This window comes from Klebsiella terrigena, assembly GCF_012029655.1.
In the GTDB taxonomy this organism is placed as follows: Bacteria; Pseudomonadota; Gammaproteobacteria; order Enterobacterales; family Enterobacteriaceae; genus Klebsiella; species Klebsiella terrigena.
In genome coordinates, this window is the sequence record NZ_CP050508.1 from 2077076 (window position 1) to 2093639 (window position 16564).

Genomic DNA, 16564 nt, shown 5'->3' on the forward strand with positions numbered 1-16564 from the left:
AGAATGACATGGCGGTAACGCAAACGGCCCAGGCATGCGATCTGGTCATTTTCGGCGCGAAGGGTGACCTGGCGCGTCGTAAATTGTTGCCTTCCCTGTATCAGCTTGAGAAGGCTGGCCAGATCAACCCGGATACCCGCATCATCGGGGTCGGACGCGCTGACTGGGATAAAGATGCTTACACCAAGGTAGTTCGTGAAGCGCTGGAAACCTTCATGAAGGAAAAGATTGATGAAGCGCTGTGGGATACCCTGAGCGGGCGCCTGGAGTTCTGCAATCTTGATGTTAACGACACCAAAGCTTTTACCCGTCTGGGCAAAATGCTCGACCAGAAAAATCGTGTCACCATCAACTACTTTGCCATGCCGCCAAGCACCTTTGGCGCCATCTGCAAAGGCCTTGGCGAAGCGAAGCTGAACGCTAAGCCGGCGCGCGTGGTGATGGAAAAACCGCTGGGAACCTCTCTTGACACCTCCCGCGAGATCAACGATCAGGTCGGTGAATTCTTTGAAGAGTGCCAGGTTTATCGTATCGACCACTATCTCGGTAAAGAAACGGTCCTCAACCTGCTGGCGCTGCGCTTCGCCAACTCCCTGTTCGTCAATAACTGGGACTGCCGCACCATCGATCACGTTGAGATAACCGTAGCGGAAGAGGTGGGTATTGAAGGACGCTGGGGCTACTTCGATCAGGCCGGGCAGATGCGCGACATGATCCAGAACCACCTGCTGCAGATCCTGTGCATGATAGCCATGTCCCCGCCGTCGGACCTCAGCGCAGATAGCATCCGCGATGAGAAAGTTAAGGTCCTGAAGTCGCTGCGTCGTATCGATCGCGCCAACGTGCGTGAGAAAACGGTACGCGGCCAGTACACCGCGGGCTTTGCACAGGGTAAAAAAGTGCCGGGCTACCTTGAAGAAGAGGGCGCGAACAAATCCAGCAATACCGAAACCTTCGTGGCGATCCGCGTTGATATCGACAACTGGCGCTGGGCCGGCGTGCCGTTCTACCTGCGTACCGGTAAACGTCTGCCGACCAAATGCTCTGAAGTCGTGGTTTACTTCAAGACGCCGGAGCTGAACCTGTTCAAAGAGAACTGGCAGGAGCTGCCGCAGAACAAGCTGACCATTCGCCTGCAGCCGGATGAAGGCGTCGATATCCAGGTGCTCAACAAAGTGCCGGGCCTTGACCACAAGCATAATCTGCAGATCACCAAGCTGGATCTGAGCTACTCGGAAACCTTCAATCAAACGCACCTCGCCGACGCCTACGAGCGTCTGCTGCTGGAAACCATGCGTGGGATCCAGGCACTGTTCGTGCGCCGGGATGAGGTGGAAGAGGCGTGGAAGTGGGTTGACTCCATTACCGAAGCCTGGGCCGCCGACCGCGATGCGCCGAAGCCTTATCAGGCGGGGACCTGGGGACCGGTTGCCTCGGTGGCGATGATCACCCGCGACGGGCGTTCGTGGAACGAATTCGAGTAAGCGCTCGTTATCCGGAGGTGTTATTTTACCGGTAACATGATCTGACGCAGAAAGTCGCATAATTTTTAATCTTTTAAGCTCCGGGAGGATTCACCCCCGGAGCTTTTTTTATTACACTGCGGGCAGACATTTTGCCTCTGAGCTGCAGCATTGGTGCCTTTTGCATCTTCTGACATCGTAAAAATGCCGCGGCCGGACAGATAAATTTTTAGGAGCCTTTATGAATTCGACAATGTTACGGGTAACAAATCGCATTATCGAACGGTCGCGCGATACCCGTGCTGCCTACCTCGCACGGATTAACCAGGCCAAAACGGATACCGTCCATCGCGCCCAGCTGGCGTGCGGTAATCTGGCCCACGGTTTTGCTGCCTGTCAGTCGGATGATAAAGCCTCGCTGAAGAGCATGCTGCGTAACAATATTGCCATCATCACCTCCTATAACGACATGCTGTCCGCGCATCAGCCCTATGAGTCCTATCCAAATATCATCCGCAAGGCGCTGCATTCGGTGAACGCGGTTGGCCAGGTTGCCGGCGGCGTGCCGGCGATGTGCGACGGAGTCACGCAGGGGCAGGACGGCATGGAGCTCTCGCTGCTGAGCCGGGAAGTGATCGCCATGTCTGCGGCCATCGGCCTGTCGCACAATATGTTCGACGGCGCGCTGTATCTTGGCGTCTGCGACAAAATCGTCCCCGGCCTGACGATGGCCGCGCTCTCCTTTGGTCATCTGCCGTCCGTCTTCATTCCGTCTGGCCCGATGGCCAGCGGTCTGGCGAATAAAGAGAAGGTGCGTATTCGCCAGCTGTACGCTGAAGGTAAGGTCGATCGCATGGCGCTGCTGGAGTCCGAAGCCGCCTCTTACCACGCGCCGGGCACCTGTACGTTCTACGGCACGGCTAACACCAACCAGATGGTGGTGGAGTTTATGGGCATGCAGCTCCCGGGCTCCTCGTTCGTGCATCCGGATGCCGAACTGCGCGAAGCGCTGACCGTAGCCGCCGCGCGCCAGGTCACCCGTCTGACCGGCAACGGCAACGAGTGGATGCCGCTGGGCAAAATGTTCGACGAAAAAGTGGTGGTTAACGGCATCGTGGCGCTGCTGGCGACCGGCGGCTCAACAAACCATACAATGCACCTGGTGGCCATGGCGCGCGCCGCGGGCATCATCATCAACTGGGATGACTTCTCCGATCTGTCGGACGTGGTGCCGCTGCTGGCGCGCCTCTATCCGAACGGTCCGGCGGATATCAACCACTTCCAGGCAGCAGGCGGCGTGCCGGTGCTGATCCGCGAACTGCTGAAAGGCGGGCTGCTGCACGAAGATGTCAACACCGTGGCCGGCTTTGGGCTGTCGCATTACACCATGGAGCCATGGCTGAACAACGGCGAGCTGGACTGGCGTGAAGGGGCAAGCGCGCCGCTCGACGACCAGGTTATCGCGACCTTCGACAAGCCGTTCTCTCGCCACGGCGGCACCAAAGTCCTGAGCGGTAACCTTGGCCGCGCGGTGATGAAAACCTCGGCGGTGCCGGTGGAAAACCAGGTTATCGAAGCGCCGGCGGTTATTTTTGAGAGCCAGCACGACGTGCTGCCCGCTTTTGAGGCCGGGATGCTGGACAAAGATTGCGTGGTGGTGGTTCGTCATCAGGGGCCAAAAGCGAACGGCATGCCAGAATTACATAAACTTATGCCGCCACTTGGTGTATTATTGGACCGCCGTTTCAAAATAGCGCTAGTCACCGATGGGCGACTCTCTGGCGCATCAGGCAAAGTTCCGTCAGCCATCCACGTCACGCCTGAAGCCTACGACGGCGGGCTGCTGGCGAAGGTCCGCGATGGCGATATCATCCGCGTCAACGGCCAGACCGGCGAGCTGACGCTGCTGGTGGACGATGCCGAACTGGCCGCGCGGCAGCCGCATATTCCTGACCTGAGCGGTTCGCGCGTCGGGACCGGTCGTGAAATGTTCTCTGCGCTGCGGGAGAAACTCTCCGGAGCCGAACAGGGCGCAACCTGCATCACTTTTTAAGACCATACATTTTGTAGATCTGGCGAGAGAGAAACTCTGATGAAAAACTGGAAAACAACTGCAGAAGCAATCCTCACCTCCGGCCCGGTTGTCCCGGTGATCGTGGTGAAAAAGCTGGAACACGCCGTGCCGATGGCAAAAGCGCTGGTTGCAGGCGGCGTACGCGTACTGGAAGTGACCCTGCGCACCGAATGCGCGCTGGATGCCATCCGCGCTATCGCTAAAGAAGTCCCGGACGCGATTGTCGGCGCCGGTACCGTAACTAACGCGGCACAGCTGAAAGAAGTGACCGAGGCGGGAGCGCAGTTTGCGATCAGCCCTGGCCTGACTGATTCTCTGCTCAAGGCGGCAACGGAAGAGGGGACGATTCCACTGATCCCGGGTATCAGCACCGTATCCGAGCTGATGCTGGGCATGCAGTACGGCCTGAAAGAGTTTAAATTCTTCCCGGCTGAAGCCAACGGCGGCGTGAAGGCGCTGCAGGCGATTGGTGGTCCGTTCGCCCATATTCGTTTCTGCCCGACCGGCGGGATCTCTCCGGCTAACTACCGCGACTACCTGGCGCTGAACAGCGTCCTGTGTATCGGCGGTTCATGGCTGGTACCGGCGGATGCGCTGGAAGCAGGCGATTACGACCGCATCACCACTCTGGCTCGTGAAGCGGTAGAAGGCGCGAAGTAATTTTCGCGCCTCAGTTCTGACCCGGTAAGCGGCAACGCTACCGGGTTTTTTTATCCCTCAACCACCACCGCTGACGCCGCGGCTTTGGCGCGCGCCACCGCCTCATCCACGCTCTCCGCCACCGCCAGCGTGACGCCCAGGCGACGGGAACCGTCAATTTCTGGCTTACCGAACAGGCGCACCTGCAGGCCCGCGCCGACCGCGGCTTGCAGGTTGCCGAAGGTGACGTCGCGGCTGGTGAGCTGCGGCAGGATCACCGCCGAAGCCGCCGGGCCATACTGGCGAATCGCCCCTACCGGCAGGCCGAGGAAGGCGCGGACGTGGAGGGCGAACTCCGACAGATCCTGCGAAATGAGCGTGACCATTCCGGTATCGTGCGGACGCGGCGAGACTTCGCTAAAAATCACCTCATCGCCGCACACGAACAGCTCGACGCCGAACAGGCCGTAGCCGCCGAGCGCCAGCACCACGTTGCGGGCAATCTCCTGCGCGCGCGCCAGCGCCAGCTCGCTCATCTGCTGGGGTTGCCAGGATTCGCGGTAGTCGCCGTCTTCCTGACGGTGGCCGACCGGGGCGCAGAAGTGCACGCCGTCGACCGCGCTGACGGTGAGCAGGGTGATTTCAAAATCGAAGTTCACTACGCCCTCGACAATAACGCGACCTGCGCCGGCGCGGCCGCCCTGCTGGGCGTACTGCCACGCTTCGGCCAGCTGTTCGTGACGGCGGATAAAGCTTTGTCCTTTGCCGGAAGAGCTCATCACCGGCTTGACGATACACGGCAGGCCAATTTCGCTCACCGCGTCGTTAAAGGCGGCTTCACTGTCGGCAAAACGATAGGATGAGGTTGGGAGCTGCAGCTCTTCAGCGGCCAGGCGGCGAATGCCTTCGCGGTTCATGGTTAGCTTTGCGGCCCGCGCGGTGGGAACGACTTTTTGCCCACACTGCTCCAGTTCGACCAGCGTATCGGTGGCGATGGCTTCAATTTCCGGCACGATAAAGTCGGGTTTTTCTTGTTCAATTAGGGCGCGCAGGGCATCGCCGTGCAGCATGTTAACGACATGCGAACGGTGCGCAACCTGCATGGCCGGCGCGTCAGGGTAGCGATCGACGGCGATGGTCTCAATGCCCAGACGTTGACACTCTATGGCGACTTCCTTACCCAGCTCGCCGGAACCTAACAGCATAACTCGCGTCGCCGCAGGGCGCAGCGCTGTGCCTAATACAGTCATGACTCTCTTCCGCAGTAAAAAAACATGCGCCGCAGTATAAACGAAAACGTTTGCGTCTGTCTTTATGCGCGTGAGTTGAGTCCTGGCCCTAAATTTGATATACTGTATATAAACACAGTATAAAGAAGGGGCTGCACAATGGCGGTTGAAATCAAATATGTGGTGATTCGCGAAGGTGAGGAAAAAATGTCTTTTACCAGCAAAAAAGAGGCCGATGCTTACGACAAAATGCTCGATCTTGCCGAGGTCCTTAACGACTGGCTGGTAGACTGCCCGCTAACGCTTGATGAAGCCCAGCGTGACGAAATGGCGATGTGGCTGGCAGAGCGTAAAGACACCTTACATCACATTATGAAGTCCGGAAAACTCCCCGAAGCGGAAGAGCACGCCGCCGGGCAGGGGGATGACGAAGAGCAGGCGTCGTCTGACGCCAGCGATGACGCCATCAGCGCCCGCGCGGACGACGGCATAGACGACGGCGCGGCAGAAAAAGCGGTGGCCAAACCGCGTAAGGCGAAAGCGGCCTGAGCCACCCGGAATTTGCGCATCTTTAGCCATGGATAACATTTCCTGACATCTCGTCGTTTAGGCTGATGACAACGCCTATTGTGCAACGAGGAAATCATGGCTAACTGGCTTAATCAACTTCAGTCTCTGCTGGGTCAGCAGGGTCAATCTTCTTCATCTGACGATCGCTCTGGCGGTAAAAATCTGCTGCTGCCTGGCGCGCTGGGCGGCCTGGCGGGGCTGCTGGTCGCCAGTAAATCGTCGCGTAAGCTGCTGGCGAAATACGGCACCAGCGCGCTGCTGGTTGGCGGCGGCGCGGTGGCAGGAAGCGTGCTGTGGAACAAGTATCAGCAGAAGATGCGCGCCGCTTCGCCGCAGCCGGAGCCGGCCGGGCAGGTTCCGGCTGCACCTGAGCCTGATGCCCGCAGCGAGCGGCTGATTCAGGCGCTGGTTTTTGCGGCCAAAAGCGACGGGCATATTGATGAAAACGAGCGGGCGAATATTGAAGAGCAGCTGCGCGCGGCCAATATCGACGTGCAGGGACGGGTGCTTATCGATCGCGCGCTCACCCAGCCCCTCGATCCGCAGTGGCTGGCGCAGGGCATCAGCAGCGAGCAGGACGCGCTGGAGGTCTACTATCTGAGCTGCGCGGTGATTGATATCGACCACTTTATGGAGCGCAGCTACCTCAACGCGCTGGGCGAAGCGCTGAAGATCCCTGCGGAGGTGCGCGCTGAGATCGAACAGGATATTCAGGCACAAAAGCAGGCTCTTTCCTCTTAAATCATCACGTTCCGCTTGCATCGCCGGCGACTTTTGCCACCCTTTATATACCAGTCATCTCTTAGCCTGACCTCGCGCAGGCCGGAGATGACCCTCTCCCCGGCGTTATCTCACCCGCGGTTGCCCCGCGGCCGGGCGTCACAGCGCCGTGGCCGTTTTCAGCCCCTCGGACAGAGCGATTGATGCCGGGAAGATTTCTTGTCTTGCCGTCCGGACGCGCGTCGATTAACGTTGTGCGCATAAATTAAGCCGAAGAAGAACAAAGAGATGCTACCAAAAGCGAAACGGATCCCCCACGCTATGGCCTTACATGGCGATACGCGTATTGATAACTACTTCTGGCTACGTGATGACGAGCGCGCGCAGCCGGCGGTTCTGGAGTATCTGCGCGAGGAGAATGCCTACGGCAAAGCGGTGATGGAGACCCAGCGCAGCCTGCAGGACCGGGTGCTGAAGGAGATCATCGATCGCATCCCCCAGCGCGAAGTCTCCGCGCCTTACAGTAAAAATGGCTATCGCTATCGTCAGGTCTATGAGCCGGGCTGCGAATACGCCATTTACCAGCGCCAGTCGGTGCTGAAAGAGGAGTGGGACCCGTGGGATCTGCTGCTCGATAGCAATCAGCGCGCGGCGAAAAGCGAGTTCTACACTCTCGGCGGGCTGGGGATCTCCCCGGACAACGCGCTGATGGCGCTGGCGGAAGATTACCTCTCCCGGCGGCAGTACAGCCTGCGTTTGTGCAACCTCTCCGACGGCAGCTGGTATCCCGAAGTGCTGGAGAACGTCTCCCCGGAATTCGCCTGGAGCAACGATTCATGCACGCTGTGGTACGTCCGTAAACACCCCACCACGCTGCTGCCGTATCAGGTCTGGCGACATACCGTCGGCACCCCGACGGACGCGGACGTGCTGGTGTACGAAGAGCAGGATGAAACCTTTTATGTCAGCGTGCACAAGACCACCTCGCAGCAGTTCGTGGTTATCTACCTTGCCAGCGCGACCACCAGCGAAGTGCGGCTGCTGAATGCTGAAATGCCCGACGCCGAGCCGGTGTGCTTTCTGCCGCGGCGCAAAGATCATGAATACAGCCTCGATCACTATCAGCACGCGTTCTACCTGCGCTCAAATCGGGAAGGCAAAAACTTCGGCCTCTACCGCACGCATCAGCGCGACGAGCAGCAGTGGCAGGCTCTGATCCCGCCGCGTGATGACGTGATGCTGGAAGGCTTTACCCTGTTTACCGACTGGCTGGTGGTGGAGGAGCGCCAGCACGGGCTTACCAGCCTGCGGCAGATCAACCGCAAGACCCGGGAAGTGGTGGGGATTGCCTTTGATGACCCGGCCTACGTCACCTGGCTTGCCTATAATCCGGAGCCGGAAACCGCGCGCTTACGCTACGGCTACTCCTCGATGACCACGCCGGATACGCTGTTTGAGCTGGATATGGATACCGGTGAACGCCGCGTTCTCAAGCAGCAGGAGGTCAAAGGTTTCGATGCCAGCCATTACCGCAGCGAGCATCTGTGGATTCAGGCCCGTGACGGCGTGGAGGTTCCGGTCTCGCTGGTCTACCGACACGAATATTTCCGCCACGGCGCCAGCCCGCTGCTGGTCTACGCCTACGGGTCCTACGGCGCCAGCGAGGATGCGGATTTCAGCGCCAGTCGCCTGAGCCTGCTCGACCGCGGCTTCGTTTTCGCCATCGCCCACGTGCGCGGCGGCGGCGAGCTGGGGCAGCAGTGGTACGAAGACGGCAAGTTTCTTTGTAAGAACAATACCTTCAACGATTACCTCGACGTCTGCGATGCGCTGATCAAGCAGGGCTACGGCGACCCGCAGCTGTGCTACGGTATGGGCGGCAGCGCCGGTGGAATGCTAATGGGCGTGGCCATCAACCAGCGCCCGGAGCTGTTTCACGGCGTGGTGGCGCAGGTCCCCTTTGTTGACGTGCTCACCACCATGCTCGACGAGTCCATTCCGCTAACGACCGGGGAGTTTGAAGAGTGGGGCAACCCGCAGGATGAGACCTATTATCGCTATATGAAGGGCTACAGCCCCTACGATAACGTAACGGCTCAGGCCTATCCGCATATGCTGGTGACCACCGGGCTACACGACTCCCAGGTGCAGTACTGGGAACCGGCAAAATGGGTCGCGAAGCTGCGTGAGCTGAAGACGAACGATAATCTGCTGCTGCTGTGTACCGATATGGACTCAGGGCACGGCGGGAAATCGGGGCGTTTTAAAAGCTATGAGGGCGTGGCTCTCGAGTACGCGTTTCTGATAGGCCTGGCGCAGGGCACGCTGCCAGGCCAGGCCGACGTCTAGGACCGGCGCTTAGTCCCCGAGATAGTGCTTGAGGGTTAAGCGCAGCTCGGGGCTCATCCGATCCAGATTGTTGAACAGCCAGCGAAGATAGCCCGGATCGTTTTCCGCCACTTCCGCCACCGGCTTGCCGCGATACTTACCAAAGGTAAAGGTGGTCAACAGCGCCGGACGGCCGGTGATGGTCGCCATATCGTCAGGCGACCAGCCGGAGACGTTGATAATATCAAGCAGCAGCGCGGCGGTGATATAGCAGTCATACAGCGCGCGGTGGTGGTGCAGGCCGGCGGGCGTGGCGACGTTCAGCTTGCGCGACTTATAAAGCCCCATGTTGCTGTATTTAATCCCCGGCCACAGGCGGCGCGCCAGCTTCATGGTGCAAATCCAGTCGCCGTGCATCTCCGGCAACACCCGCCGGTCAAAGCTGGCGTTGTGGGCGACGTACCACGGGCTGCCCAAATAGTGCGGGACAATCTCTTCAATCCACGGCTGGTCGGCGACCATCTCTTCGGTGATGTGATGAATGGCCATCGCCTGCGGGCTGATAGGGCGATCGGGGCGGACCAGATGGCTCATCGGATTGGTTATCTGGCCATCGACAATATCGACAGAGGCGATCTCTACGATGCCGCCCTGCAGTCCGCAGGTTTCTGTATCGATTACGCGTAGCATAGCGCGCTCCTGGTCAAAGGGGTCAGCGTAATAGAATGTACTGGTCTTGCCAACCCGGGTCTCCACAGGGGGGCTGAATTATTTTGTTTTGGGTTCATAGGGCAGGCGTGAGAGTGATACGGATGCCAGTCGATGGGCGATCAGGCGTTCGCGGAACCAGTCCCGGAGATGAGCAGGCTGCTCTCTTTCGACCAAATCGGCGACCACCGGCATATTATAACGTTCTTTAAAGGCGACGCCGGCCGCCGCAAGATCGACGTTGACCTTGTCCATCTCGTCCTGCGAGATTTTTGCCAGATTATTTTCCATTGGTTTCTCCTGGATGATACCTAAAGCTTGCCGAGCGTGACCTAAGACTGATACGCATGGCTCGACTACGCCATTATACAGGGTTATTCTCTGTGCTACATACATAACGAAAAGGAATGACGATTATGCGTATCCTCGCCGCAAGCGCGCTGCGCGCAGCCGCTCTTCTCGCCGGTTTCCTGGCCAGCGCCGGCGCTTTCGCCCACGCGCACCTGCAGCAGCAAACTCCCGCCGCGGATTCGACGGTGAACGCCTCGCCGCAGGCGCTAACGCTGAACTTTTCCGAGGGTATCGAAACCCGCTTCAGCGGCGTGACGCTTAGCGGCCCTCAGCAAAACGCGGTGGCGACCGGCAAGCTGACGCTTAGCGATGATAATAAAGCGCAGCTGGTGGTCCCGCTGGCGCAGCCCTTAACGCCGGGAGACTATACCGTTGACTGGCACGTGGTCTCCGTAGACGGTCATAAGACCAAAGGGCAGTACCACTTTACCGTTAAATAAACGATGCTCGCGTCACTCTATATCATCCTACGGTTTGTCCACTTCGGCTCGCTGATGGTGGCTTTCGGCTGCGTGCTGTACGGTGCGTGGTGGGCGCCATCGACGCTGCGTCGCCTGCTGATGCAGCGATTTTATCCGCTGCTGCGCCATCTGCTGTTGATCAGCGCGCTTTCAGCGCTGCTGATGCTAATGGCGCAGGGCGGCCTGATGGGCGAAGGCTGGCCCGATGTCTGGCAGCCCGCTATCTGGCAGGCCGTCGCCGGCACGCGGTTTGGCAGCGTCTGGGTGTGGCAAATTCTGCTGGCCTGGGTCACGCTTATCGTCGTCTGGCTTAAGCCGCACCATTCGCCGCGACTGCTGCTGGTGCTGCTTTGCGCGCAGCTGCTTTTACTGGCGGGCGTGGGCCATGCGGCGATGAGCGAAGGCGGGCTGGGGGCGCTGCAGCGCGCCAATCATGCCGTGCATCTGTTCTGCGTCGCCGGCTGGTTTGGCGGGCTGCTGCCGTTTATCTACTGCCTGCGTTTGCTGCAGGGGCGCTGGCGGCAGGCGGCGATTAGCACCATGATGCGCTTTTCGCGCTACGGGCATCTGGCGGTGGCCGGCACTATTGCCAGCGGCATGGTGAATACGCTGCTGATTCAGGGCGGATTTTTCAGCGATTCGCCGTGGGGCCGAATGCTGTTGATCAAATGTGCTCTGGTCGCGGGGATGGTGGCAATCGCGCTGGTGAACCGGTATGTTCTGGTACCTCGAATGTCGCTGAACGATGCGCGGGCAGAGCGGCTCATTTTGCGTACCACGCAGGTGGAGATGGCGCTGGGGGCGCTGGCGCTGTTGGCCGTCAGCCTGTTTGCGACCTGGGAACCTTATTGAATTAACTGGTTAAATCATGAAAAAAATTGTTCTGACACTGATGTTACTGGCAAGCTCCGGTGCCGCGCTTGCGGCCCCGCAGGTTATCACCGTTAGCCGCTTTGAAGTCGGTAAGGATAGCTGGGCATTTAACCGTGAAGAGGTGATGCTGACCTGTCGTCCGGGAAATGCGCTGTTCGCCATCAATCCCAGCACGCTGGTGCAGTATCCGTTAAATGATATTGCTATTGAGCAGGTTAAGGCCGGTAAAACCAGCGGTCAGCCGATTTCTGTGATCCAGGTCGATGACCCCCAGCATCCGGGGCAAAAAATGAGCCTGGCACCCTTTATCGAGCGAGCGCAAAAACTTTGCTGATCTTTAGAACTATCTGACTGTATTAAAATGAAAAAACCGCCGTTTCCCTGCGACAGGAACGGCGGTTTTTTTATGCCTTTCCGCGATTTTACCAGGAATTATTGGCCCACTTTTGTTGCGGACTGGAAAACCTGACGCGGTAAACTATTCTTATAAGGCAAGGCGACTTAGCCTGCATTAATGCCAACTTTTAGCGCACGGCTCTCTCCCAAGAGCCATTTCCCTGGACCGAATACAGGAATCGTGTTCGGTCTCTTTTTATCTATATCTTTCAAAGTATTATCTAGCAAGGCCCGAGACGATCCCTCATTTCCCGATGCGACCTTTTCCCCTTATACCACAACAAAAAACGCATTCACATTTCCTTTACAGAAAAACAGCGCGCGGGATGTGCTTTCCACCTCTTGCATTAGAGGAGATGGCGATCGCGGGTTTTGCGAAAAAGGCTCCCATTCCTCATTCTCTAGCGACATTCATCGGCTGGGCGGGCATAAATTTTTGTCAAATAATTGAGTTAGATGCTGTCAACGCGACCCGAGGCTTATTTTTAGTTACTTTTATGCCGCAAAAAAAACGCGCAGCTGGCATGTGTAAATAAACCAAAGGGATTATTCCGGCGCCACTAAAGAGGGATATAGCTGCGTCTCCAGATAGCTGACCAGGGACCAGATTTCGCCGCTGAAAATAAACCACAGGGAAGCCGTCAAAATAATCAAGACGATAGCCAACAGCACTGCTTCTGCTTTACTCATAACTTCAATGGCTACCTGAACGGAAACGAAGAAGTGATGATAGTAACGAAACCGCAGGATAAGATGCAAACGCCGTTGTGAAAACGGCGTTTATTTATTGGCAAGCTACGCCTGGCGGGAGCCGGCGGTGAGGGCGATAACCTCGGCGTTCAGCTCGTCGAGCAGCTGGAAGCGGCGGCGATACTCGGCGCGCTTTTTGCTGGCAATCTCCTCCAGCGACTTGCGCTCAAGGCGCAGCGGTAAGCGCCAGCGCCACGCGCCGTCGGCCTCGCCCTCAATAGACTTCCAGAACTCGTCATAGCTGGCGTGGAAGTGGCGTCCTTTACTTAAACGATAGCGTAATGCTCTGAAAACGTGGCCGTTATCGCTCACGCCATAAATTGCCTGGATATTGCTTTGCGCCGCCAGCGCCCAGATAAACTCCAGCAGCAGACGCTTAGGAAACAGGCCGTAGCAGGCACGGGTAGCCTGTTTTATCACCTCGTGCGGGACGTTGCGCCGCGGCCCCTGCAGCCCGCCGATGGTCAGCTGCCACTGCTCCTGGTCGCGCACCACGCTAAACGTCGCGCTGGCCAGCAGCGTCTGGCTCCCGTCGCGCAGCCAAAGCGTGGTCTCGCCTTCGCGCTCGGCTTTCCCGGCCGAGGAGGCGGACAGCGTAAACCGGGCGTCATCTTTGCCCTGCAGCGCCAGCAGCGGCATCTCCTGCACCGCGGTCATGGCGGCACCCAGCCGGCCGGCGGGTAAGGTATCGATATACTGATAGTGGCTGACGATCGCCGCGGCGCGCTGGCCGGCGTTGAGCCCGCGCCTCAGGTACTGACGATGAACTTTTCCCGGCAGCGTCACCTGAGCGGCGAGCAGCTGGCTGAAGTTGGGCCGCGCCGCGAGATTATCCAGCATGGTCCGGGTTGGCGTATAAAATAATGCGGTTCGCAGCAGGAACTTAAGCCGGTAATTACGCTTTTGCCAGATTGGTGCGGGAATAAGTCTGCCCATCACCAGATCGGTAATTAGATTTGTCTGTGGCTGTAGTACGTAGGCTGAATGCAGGCTATTGTCCGTCACGATGAATACCTCGGCGTTATTTAGCCTCTATTTTAATGAGAGTCAGGCGCGAGATTAATGCCCTGGCGGACTATATTTCCGTTTCGTTTAAATTTTATTGAAGTGTGTTTCAGGGAGGAGAACAGGAGAAATATCTCGCTATAATTGTGGCAGGAGGATCAATATGTATCAGCATCTTGATGGTTCACTCTGGCGTAATATTTGGCTCGTCGGAGACCTGCACGGCTGCCTTGCGCTGCTGGCGGCGAAGCTGCGGCTGCTCAGGTTTGACCCGTACCAGGATCTGCTTATCTCCGTGGGCGATCTTATCGATCGCGGGCCGCAAAGCGCGGCAACGCTGGGCCTCCTTGACCGGCGCTGGTTTCGCGCGGTGCGGGGCAACCACGAGCAGATGGCGCTGGAGGCGCAGGAGAGCGGGAAGATGGCGCTGTGGATGCTCAACGGCGGGCGCTGGTATCAGGAGAGTTCGTCGGAGGCGCGGCGGCAGATGGCACCGCTCTTTGCCCGCTGCCGTCGGCTGCCGTTGATTATTGAGCTCCGCGCCGGCTCGCAGACCCACGTTATTGCCCACGCGGATTATCCGGCGGCGTGCTATCGCTGGCAGCAGCCGGTGGATGCAACTCAGGTCCTGTGGAACCGTCAGCGCCTGACGGAGCATCTGGCTGGACGACACGGGGCGATTGGCGGCGCCGATCATTTCTGGTTTGGCCATACGCCGCTCAGGCAGCGCTACGACAGCGATAACCAGCACTATATTGATACCGGGGCCGTCTTTGGCGGTGAGCTGACCCTCGTGCAGCTGCAGCAGGCAGGCTAGAAATCGCTGTATTCGCTGGCGGGGCGCCAGAAACCGTCGATAAAATCTTCTACCGGAAAGCAGCCGCCATGGCGTATTCGCTGATCGTCCATGGCGACCACACAGCGTCGTTCGTCGTCGTAAACATCCACGACAATGTCCTCGCAGCCGCCGTCCAGGTAACAAATGAACAAAACTAAGGCAAACATCCTGGCCACATGTTCAGGTTAACATACTAATAAGTATAGGGGAGTTTAACGAGAATGGGGGTAAATAACCCGTCTCAGGCGACGGGTTCTTTTTGAGTCAGGCTACGCGCATGACCCAGGCGTCAGATTGTTGATCGTAGTGCTTACGGTAGAGAACGGAATGTCGGCCATCGAGAATAGCCGGAACGCTGGTGTCAGCATCCCAACCGTCGAGCTGCATACACAAATCCGGATCGGATTTGCAGGGAATGCTTAACGTTCGCTCCCCCTGCTGTTCGCCGTGCAGTTCGGCGTCGTCTATTTCAAACGCGCCGATGCGTATATTTGTTTTACTCATAAATTCACCCCGTTTGTCTGCTGAGTTGTGGTACGACCAGTTAAGGCCGCCATTTTTCAGCGTAGCCAATGGGGCGCAAATAGCCAGTGAAAAAGTGCTGTTTTTTTGCGCTCAATCACACCTTGCCGGCAAATAGCTTCCCGTCACGCACCAGCTCGCGGGGATAGCTGTTCTTCAGGCGTGAACCCACTTTTTTCGCCAGGCCGAGGGTTGCGCCCTGGTATGTGACGATCGCTTCGTCCTGCTGCGGCGGGGTTTGCGGGTAAATATCGCGGCCGCGATACCACTCTTCGGCTTCACTCTCCGTCAGCGCAAAAGGCGTCGCGGATGCGGCAAGGGCGATGACCGCCTCGTGCTGCCAGCGGAAGCCCTTGTTGTGCGTTTCCGCCAGCCGGATGCCAATTCGCGAAAAGCGGATCTTGCCAATAAACGCTTCCAGGGCCTGCGGGAATAGCCAAATTTCCTTATCGCGCTGCCAGAGGGTATGGCTCTCATCCCAGCGCAGACCAACGGCCGCCGCGGCGTCCGACACGGCGGCGCTTTCCCGGCGCTTCATCGGGATAAACGGAAACTTACCCACCTTGTAGCCCGGCGCCGGCAGCGGTTCAACGGCGGCGATTTTACGCAGACGGGCAACGAAGAAGCCCTCGCAGTCATAAATCTGCGGGAAGACGTGAAGAAAGCCCTCCGCCGTCAGGGCCTCGCTGGCCTGGGGGAAGAGCGAGCCGAGAGGCAGCGTCTCCACCGCCTGCGGATAGCGGGCCAGCAGCCACTGCACCACGTCCTCATTTTCTTCGCGGTTCAGGGTGCAGGTTGAGTACACCAGCGTACCGCCCGGCTGCAGGGCGTGAAAGGCGCTATCGATAAGCTCGCGCTGGGTTGCCGCAATCTGCTGATTGCTTTCCGGGGACCAGTTTTTCAAGGCCTCGGGATCCTTACGCACCACGCCTTCACCGGAGCAGGGGGCGTCGAGCAGGATCGCATCAAAGCTTTCCGGCAGCGCGGCGCCAAATACCCGGCCATCGAAATGCGTCAGCGCAACGTTGCTTATTCCGCAGCGGCTGATATTGGCATGCAGGACCTTGACCCGGCTGGCCGAGTATTCGTTGGCGAGGATCCCGCCTTTATTCCCCATCCTGGCGGCGATTTGCGTGGTTTTTGACCCCGGCGCGGCGGCGACATCCATCACCCGCTGCGGCATATCGCCATCGGCAAACAGGGCGGCCACCGGCAGCATTGAGCTGGCTTCCTGAATATAGAAGAGTCCGCTGAGGTGCTCTGCGGTGCTGCCTAACGGCAGAGACTCCTCGTCCTCGCGCTCGATCCAAAATCCCTCTGCGCACCACGGCACCGGCGTAAGCTGCCAGCCGTAGGGGGCGACCAGCTGCAGAAAGTCGGCCACGCTGGTTTTCAGCGTGTTAACGCGGATGCTGCGGCGTAGCGGACGTTGGCAGGCGGCAATAAAATCATCGAAAGAGAGATGTGTCGGCATTGCCGCACGCATTTGAGCGAGGAATTCGTCAGGAAAAAAGACAGCGTTTTGAGCCACTGGAGCGCACCACAAGAAAAAAGGGTGCGCAGTTTACCATAAACGCTCCGGCATCGGACACCGGAGCGTTTAGCCAGCGCGGAGCTCAGGCACCGGGGCGGCGGCT

General features: G+C 58.4%; 18 protein-coding genes. 10 read left to right on the plus strand and 8 right to left on the minus strand.

Annotated features, from left to right (window positions below):
* The first annotated feature begins 8 nt into the window (after window positions 1–8).
* The 3 genes from zwf (at window position 9) to HCK03_RS09775 (ending at window position 4197) form a co-directional block, all read left to right on the plus strand.
* A complete protein-coding gene (gene zwf, locus HCK03_RS09765; RefSeq protein WP_041146227.1) occupies window positions 9–1484 on the plus strand; it encodes a glucose-6-phosphate dehydrogenase in 1476 nt (491 codons plus the stop codon).
* Between the two features lie 220 nt (window positions 1485–1704).
* Window positions 1705–3516, plus strand: a complete 1812-nt coding sequence (gene edd / locus HCK03_RS09770) for a phosphogluconate dehydratase (RefSeq protein WP_041146226.1) — start codon at window positions 1705–1707, stop codon at window positions 3514–3516.
* Window positions 3517–3555: 39 nt separating this feature from the next.
* Entirely contained in the window at window positions 3556–4197 is a 642-nt protein-coding gene (locus HCK03_RS09775) for a bifunctional 4-hydroxy-2-oxoglutarate aldolase/2-dehydro-3-deoxy-phosphogluconate aldolase (RefSeq protein WP_041146225.1), read from the plus strand.
* 50 nt (window positions 4198–4247) lie between these two features.
* On the opposite strand, the gene purT is transcribed toward HCK03_RS09775, so the two are convergent.
* Entirely contained in the window at window positions 4248–5426 is a 1179-nt protein-coding gene (gene purT, locus HCK03_RS09780) for a formate-dependent phosphoribosylglycinamide formyltransferase (RefSeq protein WP_123551612.1), read from the minus strand.
* A gap of 138 nt (window positions 5427–5564) precedes the next feature.
* On the opposite strand from purT, the gene HCK03_RS09785 reads away from it, so the two are divergent.
* The 3 genes from HCK03_RS09785 (at window position 5565) to ptrB (ending at window position 9044) form a co-directional block, all read left to right on the plus strand.
* Complete coding sequence (locus HCK03_RS09785) at window positions 5565–5954, plus strand: YebG family protein (RefSeq protein ID WP_141334945.1); 390 nt, start codon at window positions 5565–5567, stop codon at window positions 5952–5954.
* A 96-nt stretch (window positions 5955–6050) separates the two neighbouring features.
* On the plus strand, window positions 6051–6716 hold the full coding sequence (locus HCK03_RS09790; RefSeq protein WP_167691494.1) for a tellurite resistance TerB family protein: 666 nt from the start codon (window positions 6051–6053) through the stop codon (window positions 6714–6716).
* A 267-nt stretch (window positions 6717–6983) separates the two neighbouring features.
* Entirely contained in the window at window positions 6984–9044 is a 2061-nt protein-coding gene (gene ptrB / locus HCK03_RS09795) for an oligopeptidase B (protein ID WP_167691495.1), read from the plus strand.
* 9 nt (window positions 9045–9053) lie between these two features.
* Here ptrB and exoX read toward each other — a convergent pair whose 3' ends face one another.
* Both exoX and HCK03_RS09805 read right to left on the minus strand, forming a co-directional pair.
* Complete coding sequence (exoX, locus tag HCK03_RS09800; RefSeq protein WP_041146220.1) at window positions 9054–9713, minus strand: exodeoxyribonuclease X; 660 nt, start codon at window positions 9711–9713, stop codon at window positions 9054–9056.
* Between the two features lie 78 nt (window positions 9714–9791).
* Window positions 9792–10022 (minus strand): DNA polymerase III subunit theta, encoded by a 231-nt coding sequence (locus tag HCK03_RS09805; protein ID WP_041146219.1) that lies wholly within the window; start codon window positions 10020–10022, stop codon window positions 9792–9794.
* Window positions 10023–10147: 125 nt separating this feature from the next.
* On the opposite strand from HCK03_RS09805, the gene yobA reads away from it, so the two are divergent.
* The 3 genes from yobA to HCK03_RS09820 are packed head-to-tail and all read left to right on the plus strand — an operon-like array spanning window position 10148 to window position 11750.
* Window positions 10148–10522, plus strand: a complete 375-nt coding sequence (gene yobA / locus HCK03_RS09810) for a CopC domain-containing protein YobA (RefSeq protein ID WP_167692424.1) — start codon at window positions 10148–10150, stop codon at window positions 10520–10522.
* A gap of 3 nt (window positions 10523–10525) precedes the next feature.
* Window positions 10526–11395, plus strand: a complete 870-nt coding sequence (gene copD / locus HCK03_RS09815; RefSeq protein WP_167691496.1) for a copper homeostasis membrane protein CopD — start codon at window positions 10526–10528, stop codon at window positions 11393–11395.
* A gap of 16 nt (window positions 11396–11411) precedes the next feature.
* Window positions 11412–11750 (plus strand): YebY family protein, encoded by a 339-nt coding sequence (locus tag HCK03_RS09820; protein WP_041146216.1) that lies wholly within the window; start codon window positions 11412–11414, stop codon window positions 11748–11750.
* Window positions 11751–12358: 608 nt separating this feature from the next.
* On the opposite strand, the gene HCK03_RS09825 is transcribed toward HCK03_RS09820, so the two are convergent.
* On the minus strand, window positions 12359–12502 hold the full coding sequence (locus HCK03_RS09825; protein WP_141334947.1) for an Ecr family regulatory small membrane protein: 144 nt from the start codon (window positions 12500–12502) through the stop codon (window positions 12359–12361).
* A gap of 105 nt (window positions 12503–12607) precedes the next feature.
* Window positions 12608–13567 (minus strand): VirK/YbjX family protein, encoded by a 960-nt coding sequence (locus HCK03_RS09830; RefSeq protein WP_115192392.1) that lies wholly within the window; start codon window positions 13565–13567, stop codon window positions 12608–12610.
* A gap of 163 nt (window positions 13568–13730) precedes the next feature.
* Here HCK03_RS09830 and pphA point away from each other — a divergent pair, with 163 nt between their 5' ends.
* A complete protein-coding gene (gene pphA / locus HCK03_RS09835; protein ID WP_115192393.1) occupies window positions 13731–14384 on the plus strand; it encodes a protein-serine/threonine phosphatase in 654 nt (217 codons plus the stop codon).
* Here the strand turns inward: pphA and HCK03_RS09840 are convergent.
* The 3 genes from HCK03_RS09840 to rsmF form a co-directional block, all read right to left on the minus strand.
* Window positions 14381–14572, minus strand: a complete 192-nt coding sequence (locus tag HCK03_RS09840; RefSeq protein WP_041146213.1) for a YdfD/YebW family protein — start codon at window positions 14570–14572, stop codon at window positions 14381–14383. The two genes, pphA and HCK03_RS09840, sit on opposite strands and share 4 nt — an antisense overlap.
* 97 nt (window positions 14573–14669) lie before the next feature.
* Window positions 14670–14909, minus strand: a complete 240-nt coding sequence (locus tag HCK03_RS09845; RefSeq protein WP_041146212.1) for a YebV family protein — start codon at window positions 14907–14909, stop codon at window positions 14670–14672.
* Window positions 14910–15024: 115 nt separating this feature from the next.
* Window positions 15025–16458 carry a 16S rRNA (cytosine(1407)-C(5))-methyltransferase RsmF gene (rsmF, locus tag HCK03_RS09850; protein ID WP_115192394.1) on the minus strand — a complete coding sequence of 478 codons (1434 nt, stop codon included), beginning with the start codon at window positions 16456–16458 and terminating at the stop codon, window positions 15025–15027.
* Window positions 16459–16564: the final 106 nt, after the last annotated feature.